12 protein-coding genes and 4 pseudogenes are annotated in these 20,494 nt (G+C 61.3%); 8 read left to right on the forward strand and 8 right to left on the reverse strand.

Translation table 11 applies throughout. The annotated features are described in order from the left end of the window. Positions 1-531: 531 nt before the first annotated feature. A complete protein-coding gene (locus OG963_RS43755; RefSeq protein ID WP_331750171.1) occupies positions 532-1,689 on the forward strand; it encodes an acyl-CoA dehydrogenase family protein in 1,158 nt (385 codons plus the stop codon). A gap of 480 nt (positions 1,690-2,169) precedes the next feature. On the opposite strand, the gene OG963_RS43760 is transcribed toward OG963_RS43755, so the two are convergent. Beyond that, a complete protein-coding gene (locus OG963_RS43760) occupies positions 2,170-2,358 on the reverse strand; it encodes a hypothetical protein (RefSeq protein WP_331750174.1) in 189 nt (62 codons plus the stop codon). Positions 2,359-3,409: 1,051 nt separating this feature from the next. Between OG963_RS43760 and OG963_RS43765 the strand changes: the two genes are divergently transcribed. The 3 genes and pseudogenes from OG963_RS43765 to OG963_RS43775 all read left to right on the forward strand — a co-directional run bounded on the left by OG963_RS43765 (position 3,410) and on the right by OG963_RS43775 (position 5,102). Then, on the forward strand, positions 3,410-4,105 hold the full coding sequence (locus tag OG963_RS43765) for a helix-turn-helix domain-containing protein (RefSeq protein WP_371800402.1): 696 nt from the start codon (positions 3,410-3,412) through the stop codon (positions 4,103-4,105). Positions 4,106-4,266: 161 nt separating this feature from the next. Then, positions 4,267-4,395, forward strand: a pseudogene (locus OG963_RS43770) (IS5/IS1182 family transposase); the annotation flags it as partial. A 95-nt stretch (positions 4,396-4,490) separates the two neighbouring features. After that, positions 4,491-5,102, forward strand: coding sequence for a DinB family protein (locus OG963_RS43775; RefSeq protein WP_331750179.1), 612 nt, complete (start codon positions 4,491-4,493; stop codon positions 5,100-5,102). 29 nt (positions 5,103-5,131) lie between these two features. Here the strand turns inward: OG963_RS43775 and OG963_RS43780 are convergent. The 3 genes from OG963_RS43780 to OG963_RS43790 all read right to left on the reverse strand — a co-directional run bounded on the left by OG963_RS43780 (position 5,132) and on the right by OG963_RS43790 (position 11,601). Continuing rightward, a protein-coding gene (locus tag OG963_RS43780; protein WP_331750182.1) for an IS5 family transposase occupies positions 5,132-5,940 on the reverse strand; the annotation gives its coding sequence in 2 pieces (ribosomal slippage) (positions 5,132-5,620 and positions 5,623-5,940; 807 coding nt in all). A 157-nt stretch (positions 5,941-6,097) separates the two neighbouring features. After that, positions 6,098-7,255, reverse strand: a complete 1,158-nt coding sequence (locus tag OG963_RS43785) for an acyl-CoA dehydrogenase family protein (protein WP_331750185.1) — start codon at positions 7,253-7,255, stop codon at positions 6,098-6,100. Between the two features lie 3,578 nt (positions 7,256-10,833). Continuing rightward, positions 10,834-11,601 carry a GNAT family N-acetyltransferase gene (locus OG963_RS43790; protein WP_371800403.1) on the reverse strand — a complete coding sequence of 256 codons (768 nt, stop codon included), beginning with the start codon at positions 11,599-11,601 and terminating at the stop codon, positions 10,834-10,836. Positions 11,602-12,030: 429 nt separating this feature from the next. Here OG963_RS43790 and OG963_RS43795 point away from each other — a divergent pair, with 429 nt between their 5' ends. Together OG963_RS43795 and OG963_RS43800 are read left to right on the forward strand one after the other, a co-directional pair. Next, positions 12,031-12,678, forward strand: coding sequence for an XRE family transcriptional regulator (locus OG963_RS43795; protein ID WP_331750194.1), 648 nt, complete (start codon positions 12,031-12,033; stop codon positions 12,676-12,678). Positions 12,679-12,858: 180 nt separating this feature from the next. Beyond that, positions 12,859-13,487, forward strand: a pseudogene (locus OG963_RS43800) (transposase). A gap of 832 nt (positions 13,488-14,319) precedes the next feature. Here OG963_RS43800 and OG963_RS43805 read toward each other — a convergent pair. The 3 genes from OG963_RS43805 to OG963_RS43815 form a co-directional block, all read right to left on the reverse strand. Further along, positions 14,320-15,339 (reverse strand): helix-turn-helix domain-containing protein, encoded by a 1,020-nt coding sequence (locus tag OG963_RS43805; RefSeq protein WP_331750196.1) that lies wholly within the window; start codon positions 15,337-15,339, stop codon positions 14,320-14,322. A gap of 1,025 nt (positions 15,340-16,364) precedes the next feature. After that, positions 16,365-17,198, reverse strand: coding sequence for an N-acetyltransferase (locus OG963_RS43810; RefSeq protein ID WP_331750198.1), 834 nt, complete (start codon positions 17,196-17,198; stop codon positions 16,365-16,367). A 163-nt stretch (positions 17,199-17,361) separates the two neighbouring features. Further along, on the reverse strand, positions 17,362-17,889 hold the full coding sequence (locus tag OG963_RS43815; RefSeq protein WP_371800404.1) for a cupin domain-containing protein: 528 nt from the start codon (positions 17,887-17,889) through the stop codon (positions 17,362-17,364). 286 nt (positions 17,890-18,175) lie between these two features. On the opposite strand from OG963_RS43815, the gene OG963_RS43820 reads away from it, so the two are divergent. Further along, positions 18,176-18,796: a hypothetical protein gene (locus tag OG963_RS43820; RefSeq protein WP_371800405.1), complete on the forward strand. Its 621-nt coding sequence runs from the start codon at positions 18,176-18,178 to the stop codon at positions 18,794-18,796. A 557-nt stretch (positions 18,797-19,353) separates the two neighbouring features. On the opposite strand, the pseudogene tnpA reads toward OG963_RS43820, so the two are convergent. Continuing rightward, positions 19,354-19,641, reverse strand: a pseudogene (gene tnpA, locus OG963_RS43825) (IS200/IS605 family transposase). Between the two features lie 16 nt (positions 19,642-19,657). Here tnpA and OG963_RS43830 point away from each other — a divergent pair. Then, positions 19,658-20,153 (forward strand): annotated as a pseudogene (locus OG963_RS43830) (RNA-guided endonuclease InsQ/TnpB family protein); the annotation flags it as partial. Positions 20,154-20,494 lie beyond the last annotated feature (341 nt).

Raw genomic sequence — 20,494 nt, forward strand, 5'->3', positions numbered from 1 at the left:
CGAGTTGTGGGCCGCGGACTTGCCTGATCGTCGACCGGCGCAGCCCTCCGTTGACCGTGTCGCTGAACAGCGGAAACCGTCACGGCATCATGCAGTTGATGCCCTTAAGGGATGCGATACCCGGGACCCGCGGGGGTTCGTTCGTGGCCTGCCGCGTCGACTGTCTGCGGACTGTGGCTACGACTACAATAAGTACAGTCTCCTTTGGGCCCGCGGCATAACCCGGAAGATCGCCTGTAAAGGCGCCGCCCGCGGTTCCACGCAGGCCAAGACCCGCTGGGTCGTCGAGCGGACCTTCACCTGGCTCGACCAGTCCAAGCGAATGCGGATCCGCCGCCAGTTCTTTCGCCTCCAGAGCCAGCTGATTTCGTTTGACTGCCCCAGATGGTTACGACAGTCACTGTCGCCGGTTTTCCAAATGCAGGCCCTGGCATTCTATCGCAAAAGATGCGGGGGCGGTAAAATGTGGGCGCGCATATTAGGGGGAAAGTTGCATGTGTTTGCATTATCGATTTATCGGAGGTTATAGCGGTGCGCCGTACGGTGTTTAACGAGGATCACGAGGCGTTCCGGGAAACCCTGCGGGCCTTCATCGAGGCCGAGGTCGTTCCCGTCTACGACGAGTGGTTCGCCGCGGGCCAGGCGCCGCGCGACTTCTACTACAAGCTCGCGGAGCTCGGCGTCTTCGGCATCAGTGTCGACGAGGAGTTCGGCGGCGCCGGCATCGACTCGTACAAGTTTGAGGCCGTCATAGCTGAAGAGACCGCTCGCGCCGGTGTCCGGTTCGGCGGTTCCGGCGTGCACGTGCTGCTCGGCCTGCCGTACATCAAGATGCTCGCCACCGACGAGCAGAAGAAGCGCTTCCTGCCGAAGTTCGTCACCGGTGGGGAGATGTGGGCCCTTGGGATGACCGAGCCGGGCACCGGCTCCGACGTCGCGGGCATGAAGACCACCGCCAAGCTCTCCGAGGACGGCACGCACTACGTCCTCAACGGCGCCAAGACCTTCATCACCGGTGGCGTGCACGCCGACCGCGTGATCGTCTGCGCCCGCACCTCCGCGCCCACCGCCGAGGACCGCCGCTTCGGCATATCCCTCTTCGCCGTGAACACCAAGTCCGAGGGCTACTCCATCGGCCGCAAGCTCGACAAGCTCGGCCTGAAGACCTCCGACACCGCCGAACTCGCGTTCGTCGACGTCAAGGTGCCCGTCGAGGACCTCCTCGGCGAGGAGAACAAGGGCTTCCACTACCTCGGCCACAACCTGGCGTCCGAGCGCTGGGGCATCGCCTTCGACGCGTACGCACAGGCCAAGGCGGCCGTCCGGTTCGCCAAGGAGTACGTCCAGGACCGCACGGTCTTCGGCAAGACCGTCGCCTCGTTCCAGAACACCAAGTTCGAGCTGGCCGCCTGCCAGGCCGAGGTGGACGCCGCCGAGGCCGTCGCCGACCGCGCCCTGGAGGCCCTCGACGCCGGCGAGCTGACCCCGGCCGAGGCCGCCTCCGCGAAGCTGTTCTGCACCGAGGTCGCGCACCGCGTGATCGACCGCTGCCTGCAGCTGCACGGCGGCTACGGCTTCATGAACGAATACCCGATCGCCCGCCTGTACGCGGACAACCGCGTCAACCGCATCTTCGGCGGTACCAGCGAAATCATGAAGACGATCATCGCCAAGAACATGGGCCTGTAACGCGGCCTGCCCAACGAGTGGTCTTCTCGAGATGATCCGGCGCTCGCGAAACCGATGGACACGGTGGATCTGAGGATGCAGCCGTCATCGAGAGCGAGCGACTGGCGAAGCTGCTCGCGCAGCGCGGCCAGCTTTTCGAGGGCAGCCGTACCGCTGTTCAGACGCGGCCGCATCCAAACGTCGTCAGCGATCGCGGCCAGCGTGAGTGGCACCGTCACCAGATGATCAGTGTGCGGACAGGCTGCTGTGACAAGGTGCTGGCAGGCATCATGGATCTCCTGTTTTTGCCCCTCGGCGGGACATAAAGAGGCGCACCCCGGACTGTCCGGGCATTGGGGGTGCGCCTCCTGCTGTGAAGTGGTGCCCATTCCGGCTTGCTGGTCGGGCATGCTGGATGGAGCTCCCGTGATGTGACGGTGGGGGAGCATCTCGGGACGGTCTCCGCGCCTTAACCGATGCTGCGGCCGCCCCCCGCTACCGTCAGGCGCCGGCCGGCCTGAGGGGCGGGTTGGCCGTGATGTTGGCATCGAGCAGGTCCTTCTCGTCGTGCAGACACTGACCAGCCGTAAGCCGGAGCTCCAAGAGGATCTCCATCGGGTCACTCTCGGTCTCGACGCCGATGTCGGCGTAGCCACGACCGCAGGTGCACGGCACGATCAGCGTAAGCACTCGGTGAAGCGCTAGAAGCCTGAGTTGGGGCGCGTCGGCGGTGGCGTGGTTGGACGGTGGCCTATGGCTGCATCACACTCTGCGCACCACCGAGGAAGACGGTGCGAGGGCTGTCTCTTGTGAGTATCACTGCCCCGCTTTGAGCTCTCCACGACGTCTGGGCAGCCGACCACTACGGCAGCCTCGACGCTCTCACCGCACCTGGCATCACCTGCTGGGTGGGCAAGGCCTACGGGGTGTTGACGGGGCAATCTGCACCCCTTGCTGCGTCCGTTGGGTCACCTTTCCCCCGCTCAGCAGGCCGTCCGCCCGGTCCCATGCGAAGATCCGGACTCTTGTCAAGCAAGTCCTCGCCACCTTGAAGAGACCTGGCAGCTTCTTCGCAAACTTCGATGCGCGACCACCCGCATCACGAGCCTCGTCAGGCCGCCTCCTCAACCTGCAAATGGTTGGTCAGGTCAACTTGAGTTGCGTGCTCGAAGACCTGCGGAGGTTCTGAGCACGCTCTCCCATCTGCAGTTAAAACCTATGCGGCACTAAAGTTCTACGTTGCGGCATGGAAATCCTATGAATCTCCGTGCCATGAAGTATCTTACGTGAGATCTGCATGTCAAAAACTAATCTCAAGTCGGGGATTTATGGAAATCGGACCCCGCTGTCTCGATCGATTGCATTCCCGCCTGAAGTGAGGTTCATTATGTCGCGTGATTTTGGTAATGGAGGGAAATTCGGTGGGATTCGATTCGAGGGAAGAATTTCAGTAAAGTCGACCTCTCTCGGGTTTCGCACAGTCCAAGCGGTGAACATAAAATCGCGATACACCACCGAAATGCATGACCTTATGAGGATGCCGGCATCGGGTCTAATCAATCACATAAGCGACATCGAGATCCCTGACTATGGAGGAATCTATTGCTACCGATTCCGGGCGAGCGGGTACCGACTGGGGTCTCTAACGTATGCCACTCAATACACCGATGAAATAAGGGGGATCTCTGGGGGAGGAGATCGCGAGAGCGGTATTATCGCCAAGTTCGTACTCTCGGGCGAGATGAGACTCGAGAACGGCAAGACATCGCTGATCGTCAAAGCTGGTCAGGCGTGCATATTTGACACTCGGAGACCCTGGAGGTTTTGGAAGTCTGCCAACACCAGCTACCGGTGGGTCATGCTGCCAAAGATTCCGATATTGCAAAATACGGGTGGTCTACGTCTCGCGGATCAGCCCGTCCTTCTCGATGCCTCGAAGCCGGAAGCGAAGATCGCAATGTCTTTCCTCCAGCAGTTGAAGTCGCAGGACCTGGGGCGCTTGAGCCTATCCGGCATAGCATCTACTGAAGAAGCGGCATCATCGCTGCTCGCTGGCGCGGTATCCAGCGCAAATGTTCTTTCTTCTCGAGAGTTTGATAGCGCAACACTGGCAGTTGCTCAAGATTTCATCGACAATAATCTGGAATGTCCAGAGTTGAGTCCCGCGCTGATAGCGAATGCTATATCGGTGTCTGTGAGGACACTGCATCGCGCATTCTCGAATGCCGGCAGCTCCGCGATGGGGTATGTGCGGATGAGAAGGCTTCAGGGGGCGCGAAATGACCTGTTGAGCTCTGACCCGACTGAAAAAATATCTTCTATTGCGGCCAAGTGGAGATTTTCTGACGCGAGTCACTTTATTCGCCAATTCAAGGAAGTCTATGGCGTCACGCCGTCCTCTTACGTAAGGGAATTCCGCTCTAATGGAGGAGGCTGATTGACGCTCTTGAATGTTATAGAGAGAGGGGGTGTGTAGCCTAAATGGCACCGCTGGGTGAGATGCGGAGGAAGCGCCGAGAAACTGCTAGTGGCAATCGGATGCGATGTGCCGACTAAAGCATGTTGCAGAAGGCTTTGGGCCGGGCATTTTTCCCTTGCATGGGTGCGGTGTTGAGGGCTGAGCCGTTGTGGGTGGAGACGTTCACCGGGTTGCGGATGCGGCAGTTCGACGGGTTACTGAGGGCTGTCCGGGAACGAGGTGGTGATGGTCCGCGGACCGGTCGTCCGTAGAGGTCGTAACAAGATCTTGTGGGGATGGCCCGGTTAGGCGTGTGAGGGGTTCCGCCACCGGTCCGTCGCCCGTGATGGCAGAGTCGTCTCGCATGATCGATAATTTCGCGAAAGAGTACCTACACAGCGATCTGCGAGAGCTGCGCGCGGCGGTCCTCTGGAAGCTCGATGGGCTCGTTGAGTACGACATCCGACGCCCCCTGACCTCGACTGGAACCAACCTACTCGGCCTGGTCAAGCACTTGTCGATCTGGGAGTCCAGGTACTTCGGCGAGGTTTTCGACCGACCGTTCACCGAACCTCTGCCCCGGTGGGACAACACCATGGAAGGCGGCGGCGACATGTGGGCGACCGAACAGGAGACGAGGGATGAGATCATCGACCGCTACCGTCGCGTGTGGGAGCACTCAGATGCGACGATCACCGCCCTCGCTATAGACTCCGTCGGCTACGTGCCCTGGTGGCCACGCCCCAACGTGAAGCTGTTCAACATCCTGGTCCACATGCTCACCGAGACCAGCCGGCACGCCGGGCATGCCGACATCCTGCGCGAACAGCTCGACAACTCGACAGGGACAACAGCCGCATACGCGACTCAGCAGCACGACGCAGCCTTCTGGGATGCCCACCGAGCGAAGATCGAGCGAGCTGCCAAAGCAGCCGTCGCCAAGCCTGATCACGCTGGCTCTACCGAGAGCTCGTAGCACGGGGCTCTGTAGAGCTCGTGACACGATCACGATCCGGCCTTCTTGAGGCGCCTCCAGCAGATGAGACTGCAGGCCAACGAGAGGAAGGCGTCGTGGAGTTCAAGGCGTCGTTCCCAGCGCACGGCGAGGCGCTTGAACTGGTGGAGTAGGGCGAAGGTCTGCTCCACCACGTAGCGGAGCTTGCCCAGGCCCTTGATGTTCGGGGCGCCCTTGCGGGAGATCACCGGCATGATCTTGCGATGCCGTAGTTCTTGGCGCACGGCCCTGGAGTCGTACGCTTTGTCGCCCAGCAGGGAGTCGGGGCGGCGGCGTGGGCGCCCCACCCGTCCGGCAGTGGGCGGGACGCCGTCGACCAGGGCGAGGGTCTGGGTGATGTCGTTGACGTTCGCCGCGGTGGTGATGACATGCAGGGGGGTGCCGCGTCCATCGCAGATCAGGTGGTGTTTACTGCCCGTCTTGCGCCGGTCGACCGGCGACGGACCGGTCTCGTCGCCCCCTTTTTCGCGCGGACGTGGGAGCCGTCCACGCAGGCGCGTGACCAGTCGAGCTCGCCGGCCGCGTTCAATTCCGCGAGCAACAGGCGGTGCAGCTGGTCGAAGACGCCTGCCTGCTGCCACCGCTCCAGGCGCCGCCAGCAGGTCTGTCCGGAGCCGAACCCCAACTCCAGCGGCAGGAGTTGCCAGGCGATGTCCTGGTGTAGGACGAACAGGATGCCCTGCAGACAGCGCCGGTCGTCCACCGGCTTCGGACCTGGCGAGCGCTCCGGCCAGGGCGGCAATAGCGGCTCGATCAGCGCCCACAAGTCGTCATCCACGATCCACGGCCGAGTCGTCACACACCACGAACGGCCCGATCGTCGCACAAGTCACGTCTCACCAGGACGGTTCAGCAAGATCCTGTTACGAGCTCTTAGCTCTCGATACAGGCGAGTGCCTATTCCTTCGTTCCGACGAGCATCCATCCGTGACTCATATGTGCATGGACGGCATAGGTCAAAAGAGGAGCCTGTCGGGGGCGTTGCCAAAACGAACGCGTCCCGCGTCTTCGAAGAGGACAGCGGAATGATTGGCGTGCTGGAGAGCAACCATACCGTCACGGAAGAGTCGCTCAAGGGGATTTCCTCGATAGAGCGAAGACGAGCTACCAAGCTCATACATCTCTACAAGAACTTGTCGGCTGACCTGCGCAGCGTGGCTCATCGCAGATCGAAGTGCGGCACGCTGCTCAATGGTTACCGGATCTCCATTTTCGCCAGCGGTGTCCAATGCTTCGGCTGCGGACAGTAGAAGAAGCCGAGCTGCGTGCAGAGAGGCTTCGGACCGTGCGATGACAGCCTGGGCACGAGCAGACTCCGAAAGTGTGCCTCCGCCATTGGACATTTTCTTGGACAGAGCGAGAGCTACGGTCTCCTCAATGGCAGTCTGTGCCACGCCGAGCACGACCGCTGAGCAGCCAGGAAGCACGAGAGCGGGCATGAATCCCTGATAGAGAGGCCTCTGGATTCGAGCCGGCACATCCATGCGAGCTACGAGCTCTTCGGGTACGAAGGCGTCGTTGACGAGGACATCATTGCTGTCTGAGCCAACCATGCCGCTGACATTCCACGTTGCCTTAATCGAAAGCTGGTCCCGGTGAAGTACGAACAACCGTACATCCGGGCTGCCTGCATCCGTCAGGCGGGGGCTGCCGTTCTCCACAATGACGCCGATTACTGTCAGCCAGTCCGCATTCTTGATGCCACTGACTATCTTCCAGTTTCCCGATAGCCGGTAGCCGCCATCGCTCGGTATTGCCGTGCCGGGTGCACCTGAATTCGAGAAGACTGGTTCGTCGTCGCCCGCCCAAATTCTAGCGTTACCTTCCTCGCCGAGTAGTGCACCGATGAATCCGAAGTTGGCGTTCCAAACCACCCATGCCACAGATGCATCGAGTCGACCGAAGCCTTCGTACACCTGAAGAACTGTCTTCAGTGAGGTTTCGGAGCCACCAAGCTCACGCGGAGTGAGCATGCGGAAGGCGCCTTTGTCACGGAGCTCGTGCAACAATTTCCTAGGCAGGCCTCGGCCCGCTTCCATACCTTCGACAGCTGCCTCAATAGAAGGGGCAAGTTCCGTTGGCAGGTCTATCAGGCTAGCCTCGTTCATGTTCATTTACCCTCTTTCATTGCAGAGATGGAAGATGCCGCCATGGGCGCGGCGGGAATTAATATTGGAATCTTCTTCAGAGGAGTGGCTGGCTACATATGCAGCTTCCACGGGGGGCACTTCCGTGCCGGGCCGTGACCGTCGGCGGCACCAGGGAGTGCTGCCTGTGATGGGTTTCGTTGCACGGTCGGACTACACCTGGTTGCGGTCGTCTTCGATCCGGACTTTTGAGAGCCAGCCACAGCGCACCGGGTGGGCTTGAGAAAAGCGGGCTGGACAGAAGCTGCCAACTAGTCCTGTGCGAACCCTCCGCCAACAGTCTTATACGGTGCCCGCGGCGCGAGAGCCCAACCAGTGCCCGACGCCTACGGGGCATCGTCCAGCACCGTGAGGTGCGCCTGCCGGCCTCTCCGAGCTACAACATCTGTACCCATATCGCAGCAGCCCGAGAGCGGCTTGCCTGCGGTCTTCAACAGCCTGACTGGAGGAGAAGCGGAGCCCCATCACAAATCCGGATACGACTCTCCGGATGCGGAACCGGGGCCCTCCAACCGGCCGCAACCCCCGCCTAGGCACGATCCCGGCGCACTAGTCGATGACGGCCAGTCGTCAGTAGACGTGGCAGCTAGCGTCTCTACCTGGAGGGCTTTCCGCGCCATAGCCAGGTGACCCGTTCGTAGAGGGGTCGGAATCCAGCACGTTGCATATTGTGGAGCGAGCTGTTGTGCTCGCCTGGGCCCTCAGCACCGGTCTCTGCGACAATCCAGCGGCACCCAGCCTCCTGCGCAGCTAGAACACGAGCTGCGAGGAGTGCAGACTGGGCGCCGCGTCCGCGTGCCTCTGCGAGGGTCGCCCCGCCGAACATGTCGGCGCACTCTCCGTCCACGAAGATGCTGCCAACCGCCACAATCCGGTCCGCTTCCCATACTGCGTACTGGTGCCAGTTCGGTCGACCTACACACGCGGCAGCTGTCTCGGCCATTCCTGGAACGCTGAACCCGAAGCCGCTCATCATCACTGCAGCCCACTCATCCGCTTCAGCGGAGCTCACTCGGCCGATACGCAGTTTGGGGTCAAGCGCAGGGACTTCAGGCGGCACACTCCGCGTCGTTTTGACATTGCGCACCAGCTTGGCGAAGCTGCGTCCCGGGGTGAGGTTCGCGCTCTCAGCAATTCTGTGCCAGTTCGGTCCCGACAACGGTGGTGCAACCATGAAGGCAGCCTGGTCCACTTTGTGCGCACGAAAGAAAGCGTCCGCGCGCGCTACGTCGTCAGCCGTGGGTGGCTGATCTACGGAGAAACCCCCGACCCGGTTAAAGAAGTTGCTCGGGTCATTCTTTACCAACAGCGCCATTGCATGACCAAGGTCCAGTGAAGCGATGCCCAGTTGTTCTCGGACCGAGGCTGGAGCTCCCATCATGAAGTCCGTGTACGCCTCTATCTCAGTTCGCTCCGCAAGACCCAACGGCACTGCAAATTTCATTACTCATGATCCTCTTACTCGGTCTCAACATGCTGCTCAGTACTGCTGGGCAGTGCACCATCCGGTGGCTAAATAGACGGCCAGATGGGCGCCCGCTGAGTTGACGATGATGAGCAGCGTCCAACTGACGTTCTTGGAAGCCGATACGCACTGCGGCAGTTCGCCACATTTGCGCGGGGGCTTTGTTGTATTAAAGACGCGCCATCCAGCCAGCTGAGATATGCCAGATGTACACAGGAAACCTATTCTTCTTTCTCGCGTCCCGCCAGAATAGAATATGGGTGCCATCTTCAATTGGTGCGTCAGAGTGCATAAGCGCCAGCTTGGTGGGTCGGTGCTCACTGCACATCCTGTTGCAAGGTGGAGCGATATGCTCTTTGAACTGGCCATGTCGAGATCCACACGGCGGAGGTGCTAGCGGGTTTTCGGGGCAGAGCATCTCTGTGTGGCATCCTCGCCAACTACCGCTGCAGGCTTACGTGTTGCAGTTGACGGCCCACTTGCGTGGAACCTTGATGTTGCGGAAAGCTCGGTTGTGCCCAAACTTTGAAGCCGGCAGCTGTCCGCATCCTCTACCGCTCCGCACTTCTGACGGCGCCGCTCCGGCCATGAGTACGCAAGAGCACTGCGGACTGCGTCGATGGAACACGGGTGCCGATCCAAAGAGGAGCCAACCGATGGACACGAGCCTGTTCAGCGTGTACCTGTGTTTGCACGTGGTGCGCGAAGGCCATGGCGGGACGCGAGTTGTATCTGCACTGCTCGTTACGAGCTCTTACCCGCGATTAGCGTCAAGCTCCCTGCCCGGATTGCTGCCAACCGCTCCTCCGAACGGCGACGTTCCTGCGCAACCTGCTCCATGTCGGGATTCACGGACACGCTGATTTCTGCGTGGATGCGCTGGTAAATACCCGCCTCCAGGAGTGGGGCCTGTATCTCGTTCCATGGCGTTGGTCCGACAAGCAAGGTGAGGTCCTTGATTCGCCCAGCCAAGTGATCGCACTTGATCGACCAATCCCCATTGATGGCGGAATTGCGAGCCTCGTACAGGTCGCCCCATAGGCAGGACAGCTCCCTCCGGGTAGCCTCCTCAAGCCAAGCATGGTTCTTCATTCAAGCCTCCAGTTTGAGCGCCCGCCTATAAGGTGCGGTAGAGCGGTTCTACTTTAGGGTAATTGGCAGCATCTTTGTTATTTATAGGTGAACAGGAGGGTGAACTAGATGCACATCGCCAGGGAGTTAGGCTAGTCTCGGCAGTGTAACCATTGCCTAAAGTGTTTTTGATCAGGTTGATATGTTCCGGTGAACGTGGAGTAATGGTATTTCATCTCACGCTGATATCCGTGGGTCGATGAGACCAACCTTCAACGTGAAGAGGCCCTGCGCGGGAGATCTAAGACCCTGCGAGCAAACCTGAATAGGAGATGAGCGCCGTGGGCACTCCTGCGGCACGCACCTTCACCATCACCGACGTTTGGGCGTGCTAACTTGCGCGAGCGGCCCTCAGGCGGGACGGCATTGCTCGTAACGCATCTACGAATTCCCTCCGACCTGTACCCCGGGACTCTCCGTTACAGTTGTGGATAGGATCTGCGACCACTTCTGAGATACGCCGGCTCACACTCGCGATTAGAGTGGTGCGGTCAAATCTTGTAACGAGTGTGAAAGTCGTTGACTCGATGCCTCGTGCAGATAGCTGCGGTGTTTTGTGATACCGACCGGGAGAGGTGCGGAGTTCGTAGTCGCTTAGGATTTCAGATGAGCCTCTCGTCATCTCTTACTGCGTGAGGAATATTCGCGACGCGCTTTTCGCCTCCGAACGTGCTGACCGCCCCGGTGGGGAAGATCGGGGTGAGCAGAGTTGTTTCCGGACATATGGAAAGTTGATGTCGGATGTGGACCGTACTGTCTTGTCCCGTGGTCTCCAGGGTCCTCAAATGCATGTCCTCAGGACCCGGTGTCGCTTCGTAGGTGGCGAGAAACGACTCGTAGTCGACACTGAGTTGACTGGCTTCTGGACAGCGGAGCATTCCCAGCAGTTTTTGATCGCGTACATCGTCTCGGACGTGACCTGCGCTATGGAGTCGGACGCCCTCCGTCGTCACAATTCAGCAGTGAACACGGTCATTCGTTCCTCGGTACGGAAGCCGATCGACTCATACATGGGTTCGCCCATTTTGCTCGCGTAGAGAAATGCAGTGGGGGCGCCAGCGGCTCGGCCGAGGCGTACCAATTCCATCGTGATGACTCGCCCGTAGCCGCGCCGTCGATGCTTGGGCAATGTCGTAATGTTGAAAATGCCCGTCAGTCCACTGTGGACGGCTGCCATGCCCGTCCCCACCGGCTCCCCGCCGAGTTCTGCCACGTAGTGGGTGACTCCGTCGATCTTTGCCAGCGCCGGGTCGGCGAAGATCTGGAATGCCTCCTGCGGGCCTTCGAAGCCCGCGGCCAGGGTCTGGGAATACCTCTCGAGCTCATGAGCAGATACCGCCCGTACATGCAGAGACGCGTTGGCAGGCTCATCCGGTGTGCCCTGTTCGGGGCGCCGGATCATCAGCGGCTTACTGGCGGACTGAGTGAGCCCGTACTGTGCCGCGACCTCGGTGATGCGCGGCTCCGGCACTCCGCGCACATGAATACTCCAAGGGAACTCTCCCTCGCTTACAGAAGCCGCCAGTATGGCTATCTCTTCAGGATCCGGTGCCTCACTAGTACTAATCACGGCGTTGAGCGCTGCGATTGGAGACCTGCTGACGGCTAGGAGGGCGTCGTGCGATCCCCTGCGGGTGTGACCTGTAGCAGCAGCCAGCTTCTCGAATGTGGCCGCGTACGCGCTCACGATCGGTCCAAGCGGATCATTTTCGTGCATCGTGCGTACGCCCTTCGTGAGGTATTTTGACTCGTATTGCAGATTCTGCCAAATATGCGGCTGCGGCGAATGGGAGCACTCGAGCGGAGTGGAACACAACAACATCGAATCCGTGATTTAGGTCAATCTGCTCGTGCGTGTCCCGTGAGGCCTACGGTCACCCTCGGTGTCCTGGGCGTCCTTGCTGCGCAGGACTACTTCGAACCAATGGATACTGTCGGCCTCAGCCCCCAGCACGCAGTCGCTAGATGTAAATCCCCTGGACTCCTTGGTTACTCACAGCGTCTCTTTCCTGACTGTCCGCCCCCTGCAAGGTCGGCGGGACCGCTCCCTATGTGCGAATTGCCACCCTGGGCGAGCTTCTGCGCTCCATACAAGTCGTGTTGCTGTTTTCGGGAATCGGAGCCGAGGCAATGGTGTTGAGCCATCATGGAATCTCACGAGGCGATCGCCCTGGCACTAGCGGAAGTAGGCCCTCAGCTGCGGCGACACCGTATGCGTCGTGGTGTGACTCTGACGACGCTCGCTACGGCGACCGGTATATCCAAGAGCACTCTGTCCCGGCTGGAGTCGGGCCAGCGGCGTCCCGGCCTGGAGCTCCTGCTGCCGATCGTTCAGGCGCTGCGGATCAGCCTGGACGACGTGGTCCAGGCTGTGCCGCAGGAAGGTCCCTTCAATCAGCTGAAGCCGCAGCCCTGGAACGGGATGGTGCGTCTGCCGCTCGCCCGCCAGATCGGCCCCATCCAGGCGTTCAAGCTGGTCGTGCCGGTGGGCCGTGCCCACCCCGACCCACAGAGCCACGATGGGCGCATGTGGTTGTACGTCCTGTCCGGCAGCCTGCGCCTCGTGCTTGGAGACAAGGATCTGCAGGTGAGGGTCGGCGAGTCGGCCGAGTTCTGCACCCGGGTGCCGCACTGGTTCGGCAACAACTGCCATGAGCCTGTCGAAGCGCTCTGCCTCTTTGGCCGCCAGGGTGAACAGGTGCGACCTATTGTGACGCCGTCAACCGCCGGGCACAGTCGAGACTCGGCAGCCGCCACACTTCCTTCCCCGAACACCCTCCACGGCGAGAAATGACCGGCCCGTCGAAGATTGGCGCGACGCCGAAGCTTCCCGGGCAGCGGGAAGTGGGTCTATCCGCAGATGGAGTCCTCGCGTGCGGGGGACGTCGCCCAACCCCCGGCCGGCAAGCTTCGAGCTTGCAGCTCGCCCTCTAGTCAGTACGCAGGACGTGGACGTTGGGCACCTGATTTCCGTGTGCTTTCGAAGCCGTTGTGGGAATGGTTCCAGCGGGTGGTGCCGCAGACGCCGACTCGACCTCAGTGCGGCGGTCGGCGCCAGCACGGTGACCGTGAGGCACTCGCCGCGATCGGTCGTCGTGTCGACGTCGGGCTGTACGTGGCAGCAGCTTCCCACCGCTTCGTTCGGCCTGTCGGGAGCGACGGCTCCCCGCCGGTTCACCGAGCGGCAAGAAGATCCACCTGATCACCGACCGGAATGGTCTGTCTCTGTCTGTCGGAATCTCCGCGGCCAACGTCCACGACAGCCAGACCCTGATTCCCCTCACGAAGGGCGCCCCACCGGTGCGTTCCCGCCGCGGACCTTGGCGGCACAGGCCGGCCAATGCTTCATGCGGACAGGGGGTAGGACAGCGTCCACCTGCGGCGATGGTTATCGGCGCGCGGCATTCAGCACCGGATCGGTCGCACAAGGGAAGGGGCAGCTCCCAGCGGCTGGGCCACCCCCGTTGGGTCGTTGAGCGGACCGTCTCCTGGCTGGCCGGCTGCCGCCGCCTTCATCGCCGCTACGTTCGCAAGGTCGAACACTTCTTCGCTTTCACTGGCATCGCCCGCACGCTTATCTGCCTGCGCCGCCTCACACGCTGATGTGCCGTTGCAATAGCCTGACTGCCAGGTCGTGGTCGTAGTGAAGGGCCAGGTCCAGGGGCGTATGCACGTCAGGCCCGGAGTGCTGCGGATCAGCGCCGAAGGCTAGGACCACAGCGGTGGTAGTCAGTCAGCGGCTCGCCGCTCTGCAAGGCGTCATCGCGTCCTTCGGCTCAATGGCGTGCGTCAGGAGGGTCATGTTGTCGCATACCTCATTGGGGTCGACTCCTCTGGGCGGCAGCTGTGCCAGGGTGTCTGCGATCCTCGTTCTCCGCGCCGGCATTCTACCGTTGCTGCACCAGCCCGCCGGCGCATTTCCCCTGATCGCCAATCGACATAACTTGTTAGGCAGCGGCGATCGGGATGGTGCTCCCGTGCCCTGTTCTGCCTGGCCCGACGATGGGCCAAGGTTCTCTTTCCATGCTCCGCGATGGAACCTTCTACGACGTACTCGTCGACTAGGTCGATCAAGACCGGCTGACCGCAGTAGTCACAAGGACGCGGCCCTCACCAGCCGACTCCTCGACACGTGATTGAACACTCATGACAGCCACAGCGCCAGGCGGATTCCCCGCCCAGCACCGACTCCACCACCTCGACCAAAGAGATAGGGGCCTCGTGAGCTGGCGGGCAGAAGTTGCCCTCCTGAGGACGATTGCCGCCGGCAGAGATCGACGCGGCGCCGCGGCGCGCTATGTCGTTGTCAACGGCATCTTGGTAGGACCATCCCACTCTGGTCCACAGCAAATTGCGGATCGGTGCCAACACTACTTGGTTTGGCGCAGGTTATATGCTCGCATGACAGCGGCCACGGCATATCTTAATCCGCAAGCTAGGATATTTCACCATTCTTCAACCTCTCGCGAACATAGGACGCCGGCGTAACCCCATACTTTGCCTTGAAGTGGCGAACAAAATGACTTGAGTCAGAGAACTTCCACTTTGCAGCGACAGAGGACACAACGGATGCAAATCCAGCATCAATGAGATCATCATGCGCTCCCTGAAGACGGCGTTGTCGAACCTCGCTCATTACGGAGCTGTCAATCCGCGCGAACGCACGATGCAAACTCCGCACTGAAACTGCAGCCTCCTTCGCGATCATGGCGGGTGAAAGTTCATCATCGAGCAGGTGCTTGTCCATGATTCGGCGAGCAGACGCGATGATCGGATCGATGAAATCTCGCGATCCATATTCGTTATCGCCCCTGATCAGGCTCGATATCAGAGAAGCGAGACCATGCTGTGCGATACCATCCATCGCACTCGACGGGCTTTTTCGCCGCTGCTCCTCAATCAGTTTCATGTAATTCGCGATGAACTGCACCTCGGGTGTTTCGAGGTCGAAACGGCAAGCCCTCTTGTGAATCTGCCTCATCGCATCAGGAGGGAGCAGGGATCGAGGCACTATAATAAGGCGGGAGTTGGTGGAAGGTGCGCATCGAACCCACCACTTCTCGCCTGTTTCCCGAACGCTAACCTGCCCACTCTCTACTCTTACTACCTGGCTCGCGCTTTCGAAGACCATGCCTCCCGAAGTGATCATCTGAATGATGACCGGCGCTCCATCGCCCCCAGTTCCGGTCCCCGTCACCGCGTCGGAGTACACGTGAGCAGTCGCAATTTCACCAATCGAGTGGCCGGTGATCTGAAATTTGTAACCATTTGACACATCCCCCGGGAGCTGAAAATGGTTAAGGTAGCGAAAAGGGCTGGATTTCGGCTGAGCAAGCAGTTTCTGGGCGTCTTTCATCTGTTTGTCGCTGAGTCTCAGGTCAACGAGAGTCTCAGCCTCCGGCGAAGGAGCCACGAACTGGCGGTTTTTCATATTCCTATTCATCTCTGATGCCATATCTCCAAGATGTTTTTTTGATTTCCCTTGCCCGAGACTCCTCCTGAAGCCTCGCCCTGCTCATCGGACTAGGCGAAGCCGAACACTCTCCATAACCCGCGAGTCGAAGTCGTTCCTTGGATTTCACCACTGCCGGACCCGCGGATGCTCCGCACTGCCAAATTGGGCGAACGGAGGGAAGGGCCACCTGCTAACTGGTGACTCATTCCGGCTGCGATAAACATGTTGGCTCATGCCTCACTGGGACCCCTTACGGCCCTACTTCCGGCCGTTATATCCGCTGTCCCAATTCCGCGATCAGTCTCCGCAGGGGCGCTGAATGTGGAGGTATGGCTTTCGGTCAGCCCTCTCTGGAATGGCACACGCGATACCGCTTTTAACGTAGGTAGGAGCGGAACCGCGGGAACCATAGATCCTGTGCGCGATGACCTGATCGGGTTTGGAGAGGGCGCCCATGGCCGGCTCCCGGGACACGAATGCGTTCCAGGAGGTGACACGCTCAGATGCTGTCGTGCGCTGGCCGGGCGCGTGCAGGGCTCGGGTGAACACGCCGTCCAACGTGTGGCGGCGGGAGGGGGTACAGACGGTTTTCCATGGTCAGTAACGTTCCGGCAGGTCACGCCAGGAAGCTCCGGCCCGGATCTTGCAGACCATCCCTTTTGATGACCTGCCGATCCGCTACCCGCGGACGGCCCGTCGCGACCCGCGGTATCAAGGAGAGAGTAACTCCCACTCCTGATCGGTGAGTTCACGGAGGATCACCCCGTCATAGACCCCATCCGATGATCTTTGAAGACGGACCCTAGCTCTGTCCCAGCTTCGTGAAGTCCGCGGCTGAGCGTTGATCCGAGTCAGGAGGGTTCGAACGAGGCTCAGCCACACTCACTCGAGTGCTTTCACTTGCTTTACCTGCCCCTCGGCTTCCTGCGCGGGTGGGCTGGTGTCTGGGCGTGGGTTGCAAGGGTTCTGTTGAAAACCTGACCCGAGCTATCCGCAGCTGGCACGACGGCGCTGCGCCCCGGGAGTCATCCCTGCCAGAGCCAAGTGAGACGTTCGTACAGAGGCCGGAACCCGGCACGATGCATGTTGTGCAGCGAACTGTTGTGCTCGCCCGGACTCTCGGAACCGGTCTCCGCGACGATCCATCGGCACCCGGCCTCCCGCGCAGCCATGATGCGGGCCGTGAGCAGCGCGGACTGTGCGCCGCGTCCACGCGCCCCAGCCAAAGTAGCCCCGCCGAACATGTCTGCGCACTCACCGTTCACGAAGATGCTCCCGACCGCCACGATGCGGTCCTTCTCCCACACCGCGTACTGATGCCAGTCCGGCCGGCCCACACACGCCGCGGCCGCCTCGACCATCCCCGGGACGGCGAACCCGAAGCCGCTCATCATGACGGCACCCCACTCCTGAGCCTGGTCACGACCCACTCGACCGACCCGCAGCCCGGGATCCAGCGAAGGAAAGTCCCCAGCCGGCGGCACCATCGCGACATCACGCACCAGCTTCACGTAACTACGGTCCGGCGTGAGCCCCGCCCGCTCGGTGATTCCGTACCACTCCGGCGACAGCAACGGTGGCGCAACCATGAAGGCGCCACGCCCGACCCCATGGGTCCGGAAGAAATCCCCCACCTTCGCCACGTCATCACTCGACGGCGGCCGGTCCACGGAGAAACCCCCGGCCCGATTGAAGAAATTACTGGGATCATTCTTCACCACCAACGCCAGCACAGACCCGAGATCCAACGAAGCGATACCCAAGCCCTCACAGACCGAGGTCGGCGCCCCCGTCATGAAATCCGCATACGCCAGAATCTCAGTCTGCTCAGCTAGACCCAACGACACAGAATCCGACACGAAAAACCTTCCTCTTGCTTCGATCCATCATGATGCGCACGAAAACGGAATCGGCGCTGCCATTGCAGGGTTATTCAAAGTTGCTGCAAGTGAGCCGGCTAGTGGGTTTCATCAACCTGCTGCTTGATGCGGATTTACACAACCTTCCGACCTTCACGATCGGTCAGTCACGCATCCCGATCGCTAGCCCTTCCGAAGAAGATGATTGCGTCGATGCGTTCATCTGCTGCCAGGATGCCTGCTCTTCTTCCAAACCGACCGTGCGGAACCGGGTATGAAGTTCTGCTAGCTGTTCCGGTGTGGGGTGCGAACCCATCTTGCCCAACTCGAGGAAGAGTTCCTCATTCCCCGCTGGCGAGGAGACGAACAGCGCCCGCCCGCCGGTTGCGGTCGTAAACGAGTGCTGACTTCCCTTAGGTACAACTACCACCGTGCCGGGGCCTCCGGAGAACGACGCAGTACCGACCCGGAAGTCGTAGTGACCCTCCAGCACGTACATGATCTTCATGAAGTCATGATGGGCGTGAGGAGGGTTCTCCCTAATCACGTCGTGGGTGAAGACGAAAGCCCCCAGAGCGCCATCAACGTCCTTTCCGCGGACCATGACCTCAAGCCAATGGCGGTTCCCGGGATCCACCCTAATTCCCTCACCTGGTGCTACCGCCCAGCCATCGACTCCCCAGTTGTTCACTGAGACTCCTTTTGTGTCACCCCGCGGTCGGCAGACCGGCAGGACTTGCGTGAGTGCGTGCTCCCCCAGACGCGTGCAGACGGCAAGATCGCGGTCTGCACAGCGCGTGGCCGGGGGAGGGGTGCCACTCTTGGAGAACTTCCGCGCTCAGCACAAAGAGTGTTGCTATTTCCGGGAATCGGTACGGAAGCAGCGGCGTAGGCGGGGCACCGGAGATTCCCCGACAATGGCCGGGCGCCGGCCGAAGGGGGCCACCGCTACGGCGTCCTGATGGAGTCGGGTTGCGTTGAGGGCTGTCGCCACGAAGCTGCGAGGTGATGCTGGCGCTGTCCACGACGGCACTCACACGCGACGAGACCGCCGCTTGCTCGGCACGAGGGCCCGCGGGGCGATGGGCTCCAAGAGGATGGGACTCGCACAGTTCCTCGATGCCTGTGGCGAGGAGTTTGTGCTGGTCGAATACTGTCTGGATCGAGTTGGCAAGGCTGGGGACGATCAGTGTGGCCGCGTCAGTGCCTGGAACGTCGACGCTCTGTTCGTCCATCGCGGTAAAGGTGTCTTCGGCCAGACGCTCGGCCATCCACGGTGCCTTCGGTCGGAGCATGCCGACCAGCGGGCGACATGCGGCTTTGCGGATCTGAGCCGGGGAGCCGAACCGGTCGATGAGCCTGAGCACGGCAGAGTGCTACATTCTCGGGCCCAGCACCACACGTGCCAGCGACAGGTTGATCTACGGCCGTTCGCGCGGTCGGTTGCTGATGCGGTCGGTTTCGCCGGCCAGGTCGTCGTCGAAGCCGACAATCATCTCCAGCTTGGCGGCAGTCTCGTCCGGCCGGGCAGGTGGGCGGCCGGACAGCCCATGCCGCGGTCGACCGCCAGCGGCAGGGAGCCGACGGAAGCGGGCTGATCGACCCCGACGAGCACGGTTCCGCGCTTGGCCTGCAGTTTCCCGAAGGCATCGCGGAGTTTGGGTTCGCTGCTGGGGGCCGCTCGTTGAACTCCTTCCTCCCGGCCGGAATGACGGCGATGGTGTGATGTTCGCCTTTGCCGATGTCCAGGCCAAAGAAAACGCCGATCTCGCTGACGTCGATCACATGCGTCATCCGATCCGTCCCGGCCGGCCGTACCCCGGTACCGATCGCTACATCCAGATTCCAAGAGCCTCCCGGCCTGCGAAGAAGCCGGTCGGTATGCCCCCGGGCACGTTGAATAGAGCCCAAACGTAGCGTCCAGGGTGCCGGTCGGCGCCGGCTCGCATCGCTCCTCGCCGCACATCGGGCTCATGATCAGCGTGCGGCGCCATCCGGCACCCGCGCAGTGCGGCTCGCCCGAGGCATGAACGTGTGCGACCGCTACTGGGTCTATTCGCAGTGCACGGGGCTTCAGCCCGGTGGTGAAACGAAATCTGAGAACTGCTCTGACCTCAGCTGTGAGCACGGTCTGCGCTGTTCACCACAGCCAGTGTCAAAGTGGCGGGTTCTGCTGCTCGATGTACTGCTTCACGATGCTGAGCGGCGCACCGCCGACGGACCCGGCGAAGTACGAGCCGGACCACAGGCGTTGTGCCCCTCACTAGTGGCCGACAAGGTCGGGGAACTCCTGGCGGAGCCTGCGGGAGGACACCCCTTTGAGGGAGTTCACGAGCCTGGACACGGCGACCTTCGGCGGGAAGTTCACCTGCAGGTGGACGTGGTTGGCCTCACTGTTGAACTCCACCAGCCCGGCCTCGAAGTCCTCGCACACGGCCCGCATGATCTCCTCCGACGTCCTGATCCGCGAGAACCAAGCGGTTGCCGTGGAGAACCTGGCAGTGAAGGGCTTCGCCCGCACGTACCTGGCCAAGTCCGTCCACGACGCCGGATGATTGGTGTTCGTGAGCATCCTGGAGTACAAGGCCGCCCGGTACGGGCGCACCTTCATCCGGATCGGCCGCTTCGAGCCCACCAGTCAGGTGTGTTCGGCCTGCGGGGTGGAAGACGGCCCCAAGCCGCTGAACGTCCGTGTGTGGACATGCTCGGCGTGCGGGGCGGTCCTGAATCGGGGACATCAACGCGGCACTTAACGTTGCCCATGCGGCCGGACTGGCCGTGACAGCCCGTGGAGCGCAAGTAAGACCGGGACCCGTCCCGGCACCGCGCAGCGAAGCAAGAACCCACCCGAAGCACCCCACACAACCCATGTGGGAGCAGGCGAAAATCTCCGGCCTTTATAGGCCAGGGAGGATGTCAACGCGACCGGCACAGCGACTCGTGCAAGAAGTCTGACCCCGGCGACGCCCTCGTGCTGGCGAACATCCTGCGCACGGGCATGCCCGCTCACCGGCCGTTACCCGACAACTCCGACCTAGGCCGGCGGTTGCTGTCCTCGCCCGTGCGGACTCGTTATGGAACCGGCAGTAGCTCGCCAACCATCTTCGTTCCCTGCTGCGCGAGTACTACTGGGCCGCCCTGGACGCTTATGCAACCTGGGGGAACCGCCTGTGCCGTCGCGAGGCTCGCGAACTTCTGCAGGTCGCACCGACTCACACCCGGGCCGTGGAGTTAAGACGCACCCAGCTCCAGGCCGCCCTCAAGCGCGTCGGCCGCCGACGCGGCATACGGCGGAG

Source organism: Streptomyces sp. NBC_01707 (genome assembly GCF_041438805.1).
GTDB lineage: Bacteria > Actinomycetota > Actinomycetes > Streptomycetales > Streptomycetaceae > Streptomyces.